Genomic DNA, 15,202 nt, shown 5'->3' on the forward strand with positions numbered 1-15,202 from the left:
TTGAGCGCTCATTCTCACGATCATGGTCACCACCACGGCCACCATCACCCTCATCACGGTGATGAACAGGCGGCGGGTCCTTTTCCTTGGCGGCGTATGGCCTGGGCGGTGTTGCTGGTGCTGTTCGCGGTGGCGGCGGCGAGCCTGGTGCAGGTGCGCTCCGGCGAGGCCACGGTGATTACCCGCTTCGGCAACCCGTCGCGGGTGTTGTTGGAACCGGGCCTGGGCTGGCGCTGGCCGGCGCCGTTCGAAGCGGCGATCCCGGTGGACTTGCGCCTGCGCACCACCTCCAGCGGCTTGCAGGATGTGGGCACGCGCGATGGCTTGCGGATTATCGTGCAGGCCTATGTGGCGTGGCAGGTGCAGGGCGATGCCGACAATGTGCAGCGCTTTATGCGCGCGGTGCAGAACCAGCCGGATGAGGCGGCGCGGCAGATCCGCACCTTCGTCGGCTCGGCGCTGGAAACCACGGCGGCCAGTTTTGATTTGTCCAGCTTGATCAACACCGACGCCAGCCAGGTGCGCATCGCTGATTTCGAGGCGCAGCTGCGTCAGCAGATTGATCAACAATTGCTCACCACCTATGGCGTGCGCGTGGCGCAGGTGGGGATCGAGCGCCTGACGTTGCCGTCGGTCACGCTCACCGCCACCGTCGACCGCATGCGTGCCGAGCGCGAAACCATCGCCACCGAACGCACGGCCGTGGGCAAGCGTGAGGCCGCGCAGATTCGTTCCGCGGCTGAGCGTGACGCGCGCATCGTGCAGGCCGATGCCACGGTGAAAGCCGCCGACATCGAAGCCCAGTCACGGGTCGAAGCCGCGCAGATTTATGGGCGTGCCTACGCCGGCAATCCGCAGCTGTATAACCTGCTGCGCTCCCTGGATACCCTGGGCACGGTCGTGACCCCCGGCACCAAAATCATCCTGCGCACCGACGCCGCGCCCTTTCGCGCGTTGGTGGACGGGCCCAAGGACGTTCAGCCATGACCGAGCGTGACATCCCGGACAGCCCCTGGATCCAGGCCGGGCGCCTGACGTTCCTGGCGTTGTACGCGGTGACGGTGTTGGCGGCGTTGGCGTGGGCGTTTTCCAACGTGCGGCAGATCGACCCGCAGAACCGTGCGGTGGTGCTGCACTTCGGCGCCCTCGACCGCATCCAGAATGCCGGGCTGCTGCTGGCCTGGCCGCAGCCGTTCGAGCAGGTGGTGTTATTGCCGGCGGCCGACCGGGTGATCGAGCGTCGGGTGGAGAACCTGTTGCGTTCCGATGCGGCGGTGCAGGCTGATCGTGTGGCCAGTTTCGCCACGCCCTTGAGCGATGCCCTGGCCGGCTCCGGCTACCTGCTGACCGGCGATGCCGGAGTGGTGCAGCTGGATGTGCGGGTGTTCTACAAGGTCACCGAACCCTACGCCTTTGTGTTGCAGGGCACGCATGTGCTGCCGGCCCTGGATCGCCTGGTGACCCGCAGCGCCGTGGCGCTGACGGCGGCGCGCGATCTGGACACGATCCTGGTGGCGCGCCCCGAATTGATCGGTACCGACAACGGCGCCGCCGAGCGTCGCGAGCGGCTGCGGGGTGACTTGGTGCAAGGCATCAACAAGCGCCTGGCCGAGTTGGCCGCCACCGGTCTGGGGCTGGGCATCGAGGTGACGCGGGTCGATGTGCAATCGAGCCTGCCGGGCCCGGCGGTGAACGCATTCAACGCCGTACTCACCGCCAGTCAACAAGCCGACAAAGCCGTGGCAAACGCCCGGACCGAAGCGGAAAAACTCACCCAGACCGCCAACCAGCAGGCCGACCGCCTGGTGCAGGTTGCCCACGCCCAGGCCAGTGAACGCCTGGCCAATGCCCAGGCGCAAACCGCCACGGTCGCCAGCCTCGCCCAGGTCAAAGACCCGGGCTTGCTGTTGCGCCTGTACCGCGAGCGTATGCCGAAGATTCTCGGCCAGGCCGGTTCGGTGACCACGGTCGATCCTGAAGACGACTCCCGCTTGATCATCCAGGGAGCCGAACAATGAGCGCACCCATGCTGACCTCCGCCGAGCAGCGCAGCGCTGCCCGGCAATTGACCCTGGCCATGCTCGCCCTGGGCTTGCTGACGCTGGGCCTGGTATGGCGCTGGCTGGCGCCGGACCAGACGGGCGTCAGCCAGTTGCTGCTCGGTGTGGCCTCGTTGCTGGTGGCGGTGCCGGTGATCCGCTCGGCCTGGTACAGCCTGCGTTTTCCCAGCCTGCATGGCATTACCGACCAACTGATCGCCCTGGCGATGCTCGGCGCTTGGGCCACCGGCGATCTGCTGACCGCCGCGCTGCTGCCGATCATCATGATCTTCGGCCACGTATTGGAAGAGCGCAGCGTGATCGGCTCCCAGGAGGCGATTCATGCCCTGGGCAAACTGACCCGCAGCCATGCGCGGCGGGTGCAGGTCGACGGCAGCATCATCGAAGTGGATAACGGCACCCTGAGCACCGGCGATATCGTCGAGGTGCGTGCCGGTGATCGGGTACCCGCCGATGGCGTGGTGCTGTCGGGCCAGGCGAGCCTGGACACGGCGCCGATCACCGGCGAGTCGGTACCTTTGGAAGCCAGTGTGGGTGTGCAGGTGTTTGGCGGGGCGATCAACCTCGATGGCCTGTTGCGCCTGCAAGTGACACGTACCGGCAATGAGTCGACCCTGGGCAAAGTCATCGCGCTGATGCAGAACGCCGAACGTTCCAAGCCGCCGATCACGCGGCTGCTGGAGCGTTACGCGGGCAGCTATATGGTGTTGGTGTTGCTGCTGGCGGCAGTGACCTGGTTTGTGACCAATGACGCTCAGGCGATGCTCGCGGTGCTGGTGGCGGCGTGCCCCTGCGCCCTGGTGCTGTCGGCACCGGCGACGGCGATTGCCGGGATCGCCGTGGCGGCCCGGCATGGGATCCTGATTCGCAGCTCGGCGTTCCTCGAAGAGTTGGCGGACCTGACCTCGCTGGTGGTGGACAAGACCGGCACCCTGACTTTTGGCACCCTGCGCTTGCAGTCCATCGAGACCTCGTCGACCGACCGCCAGGCGCTGCTCAACCTTGCGGCCAGCCTTGGTTCGGCCAGTAGCCACCCGGTCAGCCGTGCGTTGGCGGGGTTGGCGACTCTGGCGCAAATGCTGGCGCTCACGGATATCCGCGAGCGCCAGGGCCTGGGCGTTGTGGCACAGACCGAGCAGGGCGAAGCGGCGTTGGGCCGTCCCGAGTTGTTCGAGCAATTGGGTATTGTCACGACGACGGTGCCGAACCATGACGGCCCGATTGCCGGGCTGGCCCTGAACGGGCAGTTTCTGGCCTGGCTGCTGCTCGCCGACAGCGTCAAGCCGGAGGCGCGCCAGGCCCTGCAAGAGTTGCGGGATTTGGGCCTGGGTCGTCAACTGCTGCTCACTGGCGACCGTCAAAGCGTGGCCGACAGCCTGGCGCTGGACGTGGGCATCAGCGATGTCGAAGCCCAGGCGTTGCCGGAAGACAAGCTCAACCGCGTGCTTGGGGAAATCGGCAGCGGCTTCCGGCCCATGGTGGTCGGTGATGGGATCAACGATTCCCTGGCGCTCAAGGCTGGCGTGGTTGGGGTGGCCATGGGCGCGGGCGGGGCGGACATTGCGCTGGCCTCGGCGGATGTGGTGTTGATCGGCAGCGACCTGCGGCGCCTGGGCACCTGTGTGCGCTTGAGTCGCCAGTGCCGGCGTACGTTGCAGGTCAACGTGGTCATCGGCCTGGGCTGGACCTTGGCCATCGTGGTATTTGCCGCCTTTGGCTGGTTGGGTGCTGCGGGGGCGATGATTGCGGCGGTGCTGCATAACCTCAGCACCTTGCTGGTACTGGGCAATGCCGGGCGTTTGCTGCGGTTTCAGGAGCCGCTGTCGAAGCTTGAGGATTAATTTCAGAAATATTTGCACACGGCTGTAACGCCGATAAGGGGCCTCACTCTAGTGCTGTGTCGAGACTGGGCAATCCGTTCAGACCGACGCCACTACCGATCATGAGGAATACGAGAATGAAGATTAAATCCGCTGCTGCTGGTGCTGCCCTGGCGATGGCCGCCGCCACCATGTTTGCTGGTGTTGCTACCCAGGTACAGGCCGCAGACGCCACCGTTCACTGCTATGGCGTCAACGCCTGCAAAGGCCAGAACGATTGCAAGACCAAAGACCATGCCTGCAAAGGCCAGGGTGCTTGCAAGGGCCAGGGCTTCCTGTCCATGAGCAAGGCCATGTGCGACCAGAAAGGCGGCACCGTCGGCGAGTAACCGGCCACCGAGTGCAACCGCAGCGGCTGCACCCACCGCTGCGGACGCTTTTCCCTGGAGTGTCGTCCTATGTCTGTTTCCCTTCCGAGCCTTGGTTACGGCCTGGGTTTACGCAGTGAGTACTATCAACAGATCCTTGAACAATCGCCACCGGTGGATTGGTTCGAAGTGATCTCCGAGAATTATCTGGTCCAGGGCGGCAAAGCCTTGTACTACCTGGACGCAATAGCCGAGCGCTATCCTCTGGTGATGCACGGTGTGTCCCTGTCCATTGGTGGGCCTCATGCCCTCGATATCGATTACCTGAAGCAAATCAAATCCCTGGCCGAGCGCATTCAGCCGGCGTGGATTTCCGATCACCTGTGCTGGAGCCGTGGCAGCGCGCACCAGTTGCACGACCTGCTGCCCCTGCCTTATACCGAAGAAAGCCTCTACCACGTGGCTGCTCGCGTTCGCCAAGTGCAGGATGTGTTGCAGCGCCCGCTGGTGCTGGAAAACGTCTCCAGCTATGTGCGTGCCAAGGCGGATGAATTCACCGAATGGGAATTCCTCAATGCCCTGGCCCACCTGTCGGGCTGCCAGTTGCTGCTGGACGTAAACAACGTGTATGTCAGTGCGCGCAACCATGGCTTCGATGCCTGGACCTTTATCCGCAACCTGCCGCCCGACAGCATCCGCCAGCTGCACCTTGCAGGGCATATGGATTACGGCGACTACGTGGTCGATACCCACGACCATCCGGTGTGCGATCCGGTGTGGGCGCTGTATCAACAGACCCTGGAGCACGTGGGGCCGGTCTCGACATTGTTGGAGCGCGATGACCATTTCCCGCCGCTCGAAGAACTGCTCACCGAGTTGAGCAAGGCCCGCGAACTGGGGGCCACCGCCCTGGCCAGGAGAGCGTTATGCGCCTGACCGATTGGCAGTTGGCTTTTGAACAGCATCTGTTATCCGAGACGCCGGTTGCCAACAGTGATTTCGCCGCCACGTTGCTTGGTGGGCCGACACTGGAGGTGGAAACGGGCCTGGCGATTTATCACAATGCCTACCTCTCGCGCTTGCAGGACGTGCTGCGACATGACTTCGGCGCCATCCGGTATTGGCTCGGGGATGATGAGTTTGCGTTGCTGAGTGAAGCCTATGTGCGCCGCCATCCCTCTGCGCATTACAGTTTGCGCTGGCTGGGGGAGCGGTTTGCGGCGTTTATCCTTGAGCATCTGGTGGCCGAACAAAGCGCGCCGCTGGCCGAGCTGGCGCGGTTGGAGTGGGCGTTCACCCTGGCGTTTGACGCGCCGGAAGGGCGGTTGCTGACGCTGGATGACATGGCGTTGTTGCCTGCCGAAGAGTGGCCGGGTCTACAGGTCAACCTGGCGCCTTCAGTGCAGCAGTTACTTTGCCGCTTCAACACGTTGGCGATCTGGCGATCCAGCAAGGATAAATCCAGTTTCCCAGGCAGCGAGGTGCTTGATCCGGCACACATCTGCGTGGTGTGGCGCCACCAGAATGTATGCCGTTACCGCAGCCTGGAACCCTTCGAGGCCTGCGCCTTGGCGGGGATCGTGACCACCGGCTGGGATTTTTCAGAACTGTGTGCAGAGTTGGCAGTCACTTATGGAGAGGGTGCACCACTGCAAGCGGTGACATGGCTGAAACAGTGGATCCAGGACGGTTTGCTCCAGCGCCGGGCCCCATAGAAGAACGCTATCAAATCGATAGCCTCCTACTTTTTCTCGGGATGGTCTACCCTCATTCCAGACGTCTGAAACAAGGGGGGACTACTCATGCTCGCGCAACTTCCACCGGCCTTACAGAATCTACAGCTGCCGCTGCGTCTTCGACTCTGGGATGGCCATGAATTCAACTTGGGCCCCGAGCCCAGTGTGACCATTGTGGTGAAGGACCCCACGGTCGTGCCCCAACTGACCCATCCCACACTCGACTCGCTGGGCGAAGCCTTCGTCGAGGGCAAACTGGAGCTGGAAGGTTCCATCAGCGAAGTGATCCGGGTCTGTGATGAGCTGAGTCATGCCTTGGTCGAGGACGACGGCGCGAGTCTGCCGGTGCGCTCGATCCACGACAAGGCCACCGACGCCGCGGCTATTTCCTACCATTACGACCTGTCCAACGCGTTCTACCAGCTCTGGCTGGATCAGGACATGGCGTACTCCTGCGGGTATTTCGAAACCGGTAGCGAATCCATCGACCAGGCCCAGCAAGACAAATTCCGCCACCTGTGCCGCAAACTGCGCTTGCAGCCGGGCGAGTACCTGCTCGACGTAGGCTGTGGCTGGGGCGGGCTGGCGCGTTTTGCGGCGCGGGAGTTCGGGGTGAAAGTGTTTGGTATCACCCTGAGCAAGGAACAGCTGGCATTGGCCAAGGAGCGGGTGAAAGCCGAGGGCCTGGAAGACCAGATCGACCTGCAACTGCTCGACTACCGCGATCTGCCTCAGGATGGTCGTTTCGACAAAGTGGTGAGCGTGGGCATGTTCGAGCACGTCGGCCACGCCAACCTGGCGCAATACTGCAAGACCCTGTTTGGTGCCGTGCGCGAAGGCGGCCTGGTGATGAACCATGGCATTACCGCCAAGCATACCGACGGCCGGCCCGTGGGCCGTGGCGCCGGGGAGTTTATCGAGCGTTATGTGTTCCCCAACGGCGAACTGCCCCATTTGGCGATGATGACCGCCGAGATCAGTGAAGTCGGGCTGGAAGTGGTCGACGTCGAAAGCCTGCGCCTGCATTACGCGCGGACCCTGGACCATTGGAGCGAGCGCCTGGAAGACAACCTGGAAGCGGCGGCGAAGCTGGTGCCGGAGCAGGCGTTGCGCATCTGGCGGCTGTACCTGGCCGGGTGTGCCTATGCGTTTGCGCGGGGCTGGATCAACCTGCACCAGATCCTCGCGGTGAAGCCTCACGCGGATGGCAGCCATGAACTGCCGTGGACGCGGGAAGACATTTATCGCTGAGCTGATGTTCCAGAAAGGTGGAGATCCTAATGTGGGAGGGGGCTTGCTCTCTCCCACATTTTTTACCGCATTGGCCATTAGAGAATCGGTGAGATCAAGCGCGCCACCCGCATGCCCAGTTGCTGCAGGCGGCGGGTCTCGCGGCTTTCTTCCTGGCTCACTTCATGGGCCTGGGCGAAGTCGTCCAGCAGCATCTGTTCCACCTGCTTGGCGAAGGCTTCGTCGACCGTCAGCAACATCACTTCGAAGTTCAGCCTGAATGAACGGTTGTCCATGTTCGCACTGCCGATGGCGCTGATCTCGTTGTCCACCAGCACCACCTTCTGATGCAGAAAGCCCGGTGTGTAGCGGAATACCCGGACACCAGCGCGCACCGCCTCGATCGCATACAGGCTGGACGCGGCGTACACGATGCGGTGGTCGGGCCGCGATGGCAGCAACAGGCGCACGTCCACGCCCCGCAGGACCGCCAGGCGCAGGGCGGCGAACACCGCTTCGTCGGGGATGAAATACGGGCTGGTGATCCACACGCGCTCGGTGGCCGCATGGATGGCCTCGACGAAAAACAGCGAGCAGGTTTCATAGGGATCGGCCGGGCCGCTGGCGAGCAATTGGCAGAGCACGCCGTCTTCGGGGTAGGCATCCGGCAGGATCAGCGGCGGCAGCTCGCGCGCGGCCCAGAACCAGTCCTCGGCAAACGACTCCTGCAAACACGCCACCACCGGGCCGGTAACTTGCACATGGGTATCGCGCCATGGCGCCAGCGGCGGTTTTTTGCCCAGGTATTCATCGCCCACATTGTGCCCACCGACAAACCCGGTGACACCGTCCACCACCACGATCTTGCGGTGGTTGCGGAAGTTGACCTGGAAACGGTTGAGCCAACCGCTGCGGGTGGCGAATGCCTTGACCTGCACCCCGGCGTCGCGCAGCGATTGCACGTACTGATGGGGCAGGGCGTGGCTGCCGATGCGGTCGTACATGACGTAGATGCCCACGCCTTGGGCAGCCTTTTCCTTCAACAACGCCTGTAACTGACGACCGAGTTCATCGTCATGAATGATGAAGAACTGGAACAGCACGGCGGTTTTGGCCTTGCGAATGGCGTCGAAGATTGCACTGAAAGTGGCCTCGCCGTTGATCAATAAGCGCACTTCATTGTTGGCTAGGCACGGCATGCGGCCCAGCTTGGGCATGGCGCGCAACGACGCGTAGGCACTGGAGTTGCGCGCGGCGAGAGCCTCCTCGACCCAGGGGCGCCAGTTCAGCTCGGTGATCGCGGTGTGCATTTCCTGGTTGGCCTGGCGACGGGCCTGGATATACGCGTCAAAGGTGCTGCGGCCAAAGATCAGGTAGGGGATCAGGGTGAGATAGGGCATGAACATCAGTGACAGGGCCCAGGCGATCGAGCCTTGAGCGGTCCTGACGGTCAGCACCGCGTGGATCGCGGCGAGAGTCCCGAGCAAGTGCAGCGTGGCGATGAAGTAGGCGAGCAGGTGCGGGCCAAAGAAATCCATGGACGACGGTACTCCAGACAATCCAATGCCTAACAGACCATGAACGGCTGCGAATGTCGCTATTTTATTTGCCGTGCAACACTGGCACTTTTGCGGCGTCTAACGCCCACAATTGCCCAGGAGTTACCCGATGAATGCTCGTCTGCTTGGTTTGGCCATGGTTGTTGGTTTGTCGTTGCCGGTGGCAGCGCAGGCGCAGATGCTGGCGCCGGGCTTGTGGGAATTGACCACCAGCAACATGAAAGTCGATAACCAGGACCTGCCGGACCTGTCGCTGATCCTCGGTCAGCTCAAGCAACAGATGACCCCCGAACAGCGCGCCATGCTGGAAAAACAAGGCATCACCATGGCCGGCAAAGGCGTGCAGGTGTGCCTCACCCCGGCACAAGTCGCCTCTGATTCGATCCCCCTGACCGACCCGCAATCGGGCTGCAAACAGGAAGTGACCGACAAGACCGGTAACCAGTGGAAATTCCGTTTCAGTTGCCCGAAAGCCCAGGGCACCGGCGTCGCTACCTTCCAGAGCCAGAAAGAATTCACCACCACCGTCAACGGCACCTTCAATGCCACCGGCGTTCAGCAGAAGGGCAGCCTGGATACCCACGCCCAGTGGCTGGGCGCCGATTGCGGCACGGTCAAGCCTCGCGCTTAACCTGTAGGAGCGAGCTTGCTCGCGAAAAACCGGAGAGCGCCATCGGGTGTCAGGTCCCCCGCGTTATCGTTAACGCTCTTCGCGAGCAAGCTCGCGCCTACCTTAGAAAATGCAGCGGTAAACCCTGGCAGCTGTCGACCACCTGGCCGTTGTGCCAGGCCAGGTGGCCGGAGACCAGGGTGGTGCTCACGCTGTGACGAAAGCTGCGTTCGGCGAACGGCGTCCAGCCACAGCGGGCAAGAATCGGCTCGTCCCTGACCGGTTTTCCTTCGGGCTCCGGTTTGATCAGCACCAGGTCGGCCCAATACCCTTCACGCAGATAACCCCGGTCGGGGATGGCAAACAGGTCGGCGACACGGTGGCTGGTCTTGGCCACCAGGGTGGTCAGGGGCAGCAGCCCATCGGCCACCAACTCCAACAACGCCGGCAGCGCGTGTTGCACCAGGGGCAGACCCGCAGGCGCTTCACGATACCCCAACTGTTTTTGCGCCCAGGTATGCGGCGCATGGTCAGTGCCAATCACATCCAGACGATCACTCAGCAAGGCCAGGCGCAGGGCGTCGCGGTCGGCGCGGGTCTTGATCGCCGGGTTGCATTTGATCTGGTGGCCGAGGCGGTGATAGTCACGGTCATCGAACAGCAGGTGGTGCACGCAGACCTCAGCAGTAATGCGTTTTTGCGCCAGGGGTTTGTCTTCGAACAATGCCAACTCGCGGGCGCTGGTCAGGTGCAGTACATGCAGGCGCGTGCCGTGACGCTTGGCCAGTTCCACCGCGAAGGAGGATGAGCGATAGCAGGCTTCGGCATCGCGGATCAGCGGGTGGGCGACGGCGGGGATCCTGTCACCAAAGCGCTCACGCATGCGCTGCTCGTTGGCTTGGATGCTCGGCGTGTGTTCGCAGTGGGCCAGCAGAATGGTCGGCACTTCGGCAAACAGCCGTTCCAGGACCCGTGGATCGTCCACCAGCATATTGCCGGTGGAGGCGCCCATGAACACTTTGACCCCGGCCACTTCGCGCGGGTCGAGGGCGGCGACGGTGTCGAGGTTGTCGTTGCTGACCCCGAAGTGAAAGCCGTAGTTGGCCACCGAGTGCAGGGCCGCGCGGCGCTTTTTATCGGCCAGGGCTTCCAGGTTCAGCGTGGCCGGGTTGGTATTGGGCATGTCCATGACGCTGGTGATGCCGCCGGCTACCGCTGCGCGGGACTCGCTGTAGAAGCTGCCCTTGTCCGGCGCGCCGGGGTCGCGAAAGTGCACCTGGTCGTCAATCATGCCCGGCAGCAACCACTGGCCTTGGGCGTCGATGGACACGGGCGCGGCGTTCCCGCCGATGCTGCTGGCGATCTTTTCGATACGGCCATTGGCGACCAGCACGTCGGCGTCGAATTCCTCGCCTTCGTTCACCAGGCGGGCGTTGCGGATCAGCAGGCGGCTCATGGCTTAGAACTCGTTTTGCAGGGCTTTGTAACCGCGCACCAGGTCGACGTTGGTACGTGCCACGTCTTCGGAAAACTCCGAGGCGCTGACACTCACCGGCGGGAATTGCGACAGGTCGGTATTCGGCCCGATGCGGGTGGTGGAGGGTACGTAGAAGGCGGCGGGCAAATCACGGCCGTCGACCACCGAGTTGTGGCGCACCACGCAGCCATCGCCGACGGCGCAGTTGAACAGCACGCTGTTGAAACCGATAAATACGCGGTCGCCGACGGTGCAGGGGCCGTGGACGATGGAGCGATGGGCGATGGATGTGAATTCGCCGATGGTCACGGCGGCGCCAGACTTGGAGTGGATGACCACGCCGTCCTGGATATTGGAGTTGGCGCCGATGGTGATCGGGTCCATGGCGCCGCTGGCGTCGACTTCGTCGGCGCGGATCACGGCGTAGGGGCCGACAAACACGTTCTCGCCGATGATGACCTTGCCGCAGATGATCGCGGTCTTGTCGACGTAGGCCGATTCGGCAATCACTGGCAGATCGCCGGAAGGGTTCTTGCGGATCATGCAACTGGCTCCGTAATGATGTGAACGTAGGCGCCGTCGATGGCGTTGTAGAAACAGGTGTGGCGGCCGGTGTGACAGGCCGGGCCTTGCTGGTCGACGATCAGCAGTACCGCGTCGCCGTCACAATCCAGGCGCGCTTCCACCAACTGTTGCCAGTGACCGGAGCTTTCGCCTTTGCGCCACAGCTGTCGGCGCGAGCGCGACCAATAGCAGACCTGCCCGGTAGCCAGTGTTTCGTTGAGGGCCTGGCGATTCATCCAGGCCAGCATCAGCACTTCGCCGCTGCCGTGTTGCTGGGCGATGGCGGCGATCAGGCCGTCGCTGTTCCACGGCAGCGCGTCGAGCACGGCGGCGAGTGGAAAGCGGCTGCCGACGGCAGCCCCTTCCAGTTCGAGCATGCTCAGGGTCACGGCTTGCTCAACGCTGCGCACAGGGTGTTGAGGTTGTACTCGAACAGCCCGGTGAAGGTGCTCGCCGGCCCTTCTGCGGCCAGGGCGTCGGAGTACAGCGTGCCGCCAATCTGCGCGCCGCTTTCATCGGCGATCTGTTTGAGCAGGCGCGAGTCCTTGATGTTTTCCATGAACACCGCCTTGACCTTGTCCTTGCGGATCTGGGTGATGAGCGCGGCGACTTCGGCGGCCGAAGGTTCACGTTCGGTGGACAGGCCTTGCGGCGCGAGGAACTGGATGCCATAGGCCTGGCCCAGGTAACCGAAGGCGTCATGGGAGGTGACGATGCGACGGTTACCCGGTGGCAGCGCGCCGAACTTGGTCTTGGCTTCGGCCAGCAGGCGGTAGATTTCTTTCAGGTAGGCCTGGCTGTTGCGCAGGTAGTCGGCCTTGTTGGCCGGGTCGGCGGCCACCAGCGCCTTGGTGATGTTGTTCACATAGATTTCGGCGTTGGACAGGTTGTGCCAGGCGTGCGGGTCGGGGATGGTTTCGCCGTCTTCCTCCATGGTGTGGGAGATCACACCTTTGCTGGCGGTGACCACCGTGGCCTTGGTTTCGGTGCTGGTCACCAGGCGATCAAGCCACGGCTCGAAGCCCAGGCCGTTCTTGATGATCAGCTTGGCCTTGAGCAGCGCCTTGGCGTCGTCCGGGGTCGGTTCGTAGGTATGAGCGTCGGCGTCGGGGCCGACCATGTTGCTGATCTGGATGTGATCGCCACCGATCTGGTGGGTGATGTCATCGAGAATACTGAAGCTGGTAACCACCTGGAGTTTGTCGGCGGCCTGGGCCATCGACAACGGCAGCAGCAGACTGAACAGCACGAGTAGAGCGCGCATCGGGAAACACCTCATTGGGATGTAAGCAAAGGCGGGCGGCGCAGCAAGCCGTGCACCGGACCGAAGACCACGGACAGCAGGTACCCACCGCCAGCCACCAGCACAATCGCCGGGCCGCTGGGCAGCGAGAAGTAGAACGACAGCAACAAACCCAACCACACCGACAGGCATCCCAGCACCGCCGACACCGCGATCAACACCGGCAGGCGCCGGCTCCAGAAGCGTGAAGCGATGGCCGGCAGCATCATCAAACCCACCACCATCAAGGCGCCGATGGCTTGGAAGCCAATCACCAGGTTCAGGACCACCAGGGTCAGGAACAAGCCGTGGGCCAGGGGGCCAAGGCGGCTGACGGTTTGCAGGAACAGCGGGTCGAGGGTGTCCAGCAGCAGCGGTCTGTAGATCAGCGCCATGGCGATCAGGCTGAATCCGGAAACCCAGAGCATGCCGGTCAGGGTGGTTTCGTCGACGGCCAGGGCCGAGCCGAACAGCAGGTGCAGCAGGTCCAGGCGCTTGCCGGCCAGCCCCAGGATCAACACGCCGGCGGCGAGGGAGATGGGGTAGATGGCCGCCAGGCTGGCATCTTCGCGCAGGCCGGTGCGGCGGGTGATCCACGCCGACAGGCCGGCCATGCCCAGGCCAGCGCCCAGGCCGCCGATGGTCAGCGCGGGCAGGCTCAAGCCCGCGAACCAGAAGCCCAGTGCGGCGCCGGGCAATATGCCGTGGGCGACGGCGTCACCGATCAGGCTCATGCGGCGCAGGATCAGAAATACGCCGAGCGGAGCGGTGCTGCAGGCGAGCACCAGCCCGCCGATCAGGGCGCGACGCATGAAGACGAAGTCGAGGAAAGGCATCCACAGGTGGGCGGCGAAGTGCATCAGGCCACCTGCATGTGCGGCTGCGGGCGGATCAACTCTTTGCTGGAACCGAACACGCAGCCGCTGCTTTTGATTTGCACCACTTGTTGGGTGTGTTGGCGTACGGAGGCCAGGTCATGGCACACCACCACCAACGTTCGGCCTTCTGCGTTCCAGGCGTGGATATGGCTCCAGCACAGCGCCTGGCCTTCTTCGTCCAGAGCGGCATGGGGCTCGTCAAGCAGTAACACTGGCGACTCGGCAAGGCTCATGCGAGCGAGCAATGCGCGTTGTAGTTGGCCGCCTGACAACGCCATCAGCGGGCGCTGTTCCAGGCCACTGAGGCACCAGTCTTCCAGCACTTTTTTCAGGTGCTCGCTTCTTTGCTGCGGGGTGAGGCGGGTGCCCCAGAAGCCGGCGGCGACCAGTTCTTGCAGGCTGATGGGGAACTGGCGGTCAAGGTGTTGTTGCTGTGGCAGGAACGACAGGCCACCTCGGCGTGGAACATCCACGGTCACTTTGCCCGCCAACGGTTTTTGCAGGCCGGCGATGACTTTGAGCAGGCTGCTTTTGCCGCAGCCGTTGGGGCCGATCACGCCGGTGAGGCTGCCTTTTTCCAGGGTGAAATCCACGGCGGGAGTGAGAGGTTGGCCAGGGGCGCCCCAGCGTAAAGCGGTGCAGGTGATCATGCAGGGTTTCTCGTCCAGCGGCTTTCAGCCACGGCATCGTGCGCGTGCAGGCTTTCGGCATGGATCACTTTGAGGTGGAAGGCTTTGACCGCATCCGAGCGTTTCAAGGCGAGGTTAAGGCGGCGGGCGGCGTCTTCGCAGAACATCAGGTTCTGCCCGTTGGCCAGGGCAAAGGCTTGTTCGTCCGCGCGTTTTACGGCGGTTTGTACGGCGGTGCCGAGGGCAGCTTCGGCAGCGTTGATCAGCTCGGTCAGCGCCAGATGCTCGCCTTGCAGGTGCACGTGCAGCTGGGCGCTGCTGCGCTGGCTGTGGGGCGTGGCGACGATACCGTTGGCGCTGCCGAGCCAGGTCAGCACGTCTTCATGCTGCAACGGCGTGTTACCGAAGTCTTGGAGAAATTGCTGCTGAATCAACTGCCTGGCGAGGGCGGCAGAACAGGGGCAGGTTGAAGAATAGGTAACGTCAATTTTTAGTTCCACGTGGAACATCTGGTTTTCCAGGCGCGCTTCGATGCTCACCGGGTAGCCCTTCCAGCCGGCCAATGGGCTGACCAGTGCTGGGCGTTTCAGCAGTAAATTCGTGTGCAGACGCAGGTAGGCGTTCTTAGATAAATCTTCATGACTGTCGAGAAACCGCTGCAGTACATTGCGCAGAAGTGCGGGTGTAATGGGCTGCTGTTCGAGCATCTCCAACGCCAGGTACAGGCGTGACATATGAATGCCACGGGCGGTGCCGTCGTCCAGGCTGACGCCAGCATCGGCGCTGGCGCTCAGGCGTTGGCCGTCAATGAGGATCGGCAGGGCGATGCCGCACATGCCCACCCAGTCGAGTGGCAAGGCTTGGCGTGAAGCCTGCGCGGCAATATCCGGCAGAGTCAGCGCATTCATAAGCAGGTCCATCGTTGGAAATAATTCGACATGTTATAGTATAACAATAGAGTCGACGATGAATTTTCTGCCCCGGCCTTT

16 protein-coding genes and 1 pseudogene are annotated in these 15,202 nt (G+C 63.0%); 8 read left to right on the forward strand and 9 right to left on the reverse strand.

Annotation, left to right across the window (positions count from 1 at the left end; genetic code table 11):
- The 7 genes from hflC to cfaB all read left to right on the forward strand — a co-directional run bounded on the left by hflC (window position 1) and on the right by cfaB (window position 7,235).
- Window positions 1–987 (forward strand): protease modulator HflC, encoded by a 987-nt coding sequence (hflC, locus tag BB029_RS00820; RefSeq protein WP_027608192.1) that lies wholly within the window; start codon window positions 1–3, stop codon window positions 985–987.
- Window positions 984–2,018: a protease modulator HflK gene (hflK, locus tag BB029_RS00825; RefSeq protein ID WP_065937924.1), complete on the forward strand. Its 1,035-nt coding sequence runs from the start codon at window positions 984–986 to the stop codon at window positions 2,016–2,018. Before hflC ends, hflK begins: the two co-directional genes overlap by 4 nt.
- On the forward strand, window positions 2,015–3,901 hold the full coding sequence (locus tag BB029_RS00830) for a cation-translocating P-type ATPase (protein WP_065937925.1): 1,887 nt from the start codon (window positions 2,015–2,017) through the stop codon (window positions 3,899–3,901). The genes hflK and BB029_RS00830 overlap by 4 nt, the downstream gene beginning before the upstream one ends.
- 116 nt (window positions 3,902–4,017) lie before the next feature.
- A complete protein-coding gene (locus BB029_RS00835) occupies window positions 4,018–4,269 on the forward strand; it encodes a hypothetical protein (protein WP_065937926.1) in 252 nt (83 codons plus the stop codon).
- A 69-nt stretch (window positions 4,270–4,338) separates the two neighbouring features.
- Entirely contained in the window at window positions 4,339–5,184 is an 846-nt protein-coding gene (locus tag BB029_RS00840) for a DUF692 domain-containing protein (protein WP_065937927.1), read from the forward strand.
- Window positions 5,175–5,963, forward strand: coding sequence for a DNA-binding domain-containing protein (locus BB029_RS00845; RefSeq protein WP_065937928.1), 789 nt, complete (start codon window positions 5,175–5,177; stop codon window positions 5,961–5,963). The genes BB029_RS00840 and BB029_RS00845 overlap by 10 nt, the downstream gene beginning before the upstream one ends.
- Window positions 5,964–6,050: 87 nt before the next feature.
- Complete coding sequence (gene cfaB, locus BB029_RS00850; protein ID WP_065937929.1) at window positions 6,051–7,235, forward strand: C17 cyclopropane fatty acid synthase CfaB; 1,185 nt, start codon at window positions 6,051–6,053, stop codon at window positions 7,233–7,235.
- A 77-nt stretch (window positions 7,236–7,312) separates the two neighbouring features.
- Here cfaB and cls read toward each other — a convergent pair whose 3' ends face one another.
- On the reverse strand, window positions 7,313–8,752 hold the full coding sequence (cls, locus tag BB029_RS00855) for a cardiolipin synthase (protein ID WP_065937930.1): 1,440 nt from the start codon (window positions 8,750–8,752) through the stop codon (window positions 7,313–7,315).
- A gap of 130 nt (window positions 8,753–8,882) precedes the next feature.
- Here cls and BB029_RS00860 point away from each other — a divergent pair, with 130 nt between their 5' ends.
- Window positions 8,883–9,404, forward strand: a complete 522-nt coding sequence (locus BB029_RS00860; RefSeq protein WP_065937931.1) for a DUF3617 domain-containing protein — start codon at window positions 8,883–8,885, stop codon at window positions 9,402–9,404.
- A gap of 2 nt (window positions 9,405–9,406) precedes the next feature.
- Here the strand turns inward: BB029_RS00860 and BB029_RS33610 are convergent.
- From BB029_RS33610 to folE2, 8 genes and pseudogenes are all read right to left on the reverse strand, one after another.
- Window positions 9,407–9,493, reverse strand: a pseudogene (locus BB029_RS33610) (outer membrane lipoprotein carrier protein LolA); the annotation flags it as partial.
- Between the two features lie 8 nt (window positions 9,494–9,501).
- Window positions 9,502–10,839: a dihydroorotase gene (locus BB029_RS00865; protein ID WP_065937932.1), complete on the reverse strand. Its 1,338-nt coding sequence runs from the start codon at window positions 10,837–10,839 to the stop codon at window positions 9,502–9,504.
- Window positions 10,840–10,842: 3 nt separating this feature from the next.
- Window positions 10,843–11,403: a DapH/DapD/GlmU-related protein gene (locus BB029_RS00870; RefSeq protein ID WP_005792581.1), complete on the reverse strand. Its 561-nt coding sequence runs from the start codon at window positions 11,401–11,403 to the stop codon at window positions 10,843–10,845.
- Window positions 11,400–11,813 carry a phosphoribosyl-AMP cyclohydrolase gene (hisI, locus tag BB029_RS00875; RefSeq protein WP_083236315.1) on the reverse strand — a complete coding sequence of 138 codons (414 nt, stop codon included), beginning with the start codon at window positions 11,811–11,813 and terminating at the stop codon, window positions 11,400–11,402. The genes BB029_RS00870 and hisI overlap by 4 nt, the downstream gene beginning before the upstream one ends.
- On the reverse strand, window positions 11,810–12,688 hold the full coding sequence (locus tag BB029_RS00880) for a metal ABC transporter substrate-binding protein (protein WP_065937933.1): 879 nt from the start codon (window positions 12,686–12,688) through the stop codon (window positions 11,810–11,812). The genes hisI and BB029_RS00880 overlap by 4 nt, the downstream gene beginning before the upstream one ends.
- 11 nt (window positions 12,689–12,699) lie before the next feature.
- The gene (locus BB029_RS00885) at window positions 12,700–13,566 is read right to left on the reverse strand and encodes a metal ABC transporter permease (RefSeq protein ID WP_065937934.1); all 867 of its coding nucleotides are present in this window, start codon (window positions 13,564–13,566) and stop codon (window positions 12,700–12,702) included.
- Complete coding sequence (locus tag BB029_RS00890) at window positions 13,566–14,234, reverse strand: metal ABC transporter ATP-binding protein (protein ID WP_065937935.1); 669 nt, start codon at window positions 14,232–14,234, stop codon at window positions 13,566–13,568. Before BB029_RS00890 ends, BB029_RS00885 begins: the two co-directional genes overlap by 1 nt.
- Window positions 14,231–15,121 (reverse strand): GTP cyclohydrolase FolE2, encoded by an 891-nt coding sequence (gene folE2 / locus BB029_RS00895; RefSeq protein ID WP_065937936.1) that lies wholly within the window; start codon window positions 15,119–15,121, stop codon window positions 14,231–14,233. The genes BB029_RS00890 and folE2 overlap by 4 nt, the downstream gene beginning before the upstream one ends.
- Window positions 15,122–15,202: the final 81 nt, after the last annotated feature.

This window comes from Pseudomonas sp. S3E12 (genome assembly GCF_001702295.1).
In the GTDB taxonomy this organism is placed as follows: Bacteria; Pseudomonadota; Gammaproteobacteria; order Pseudomonadales; family Pseudomonadaceae; genus Aquipseudomonas; species Aquipseudomonas marginalis.